This window comes from Brevibacillus sp. MCWH (genome assembly GCF_013096935.1).
Lineage (GTDB): Bacteria > Bacillota > Bacilli > Brevibacillales > Brevibacillaceae > Brevibacillus > Brevibacillus aydinogluensis.
In genome coordinates this window covers 1-393 of record NZ_SDLF01000235.1, presented here as the reverse complement: position 1 = coordinate 393, position 393 = coordinate 1, and the positions used below count along the sequence as shown (strand labels likewise).

Here is a 393-nt window from a genome sequence, read left to right as displayed (position 1 = left end):
AATGAGTGGAAATTATACTATTTACGCGTGTTGTCAGTTAACAAATGGTACTATTTTAGTAGCTGGATTTAGTGGACGTTGGGAACTCTATGATTCAGACATGGATTATTTAAATAATGGAATGTGGAATTTTGCTGGTGTAGATATTAGAGATATTATTGATTTAGGAGATAAATTGTTATTAGTTGGAACTTGGGGAAGATGGGCTTTATATAATTACGATATGACTCTAATTAACTCAGGAACATGGGATCATGGTTCTAGTGAACCAATTTATAAAGCAATAAAACTTTCTAATAACAATATTGCTCTTTTCGGTAGTAGCGGTAGATGGAATTTGTTTAATATTAACATGAGTAGTATTTCTAGAGGAACTTTCTCTTCTTCAGGAAA

1 protein-coding gene is annotated in these 393 nt (G+C 31.8%); it reads left to right on the top strand.

Features of this window, described 5'->3' with window-relative positions:
• A partial coding sequence (locus tag ETC00_RS20245; protein ID WP_171567794.1) for a hypothetical protein occupies positions 1-393 on the top strand: 393 nt, incomplete at both ends.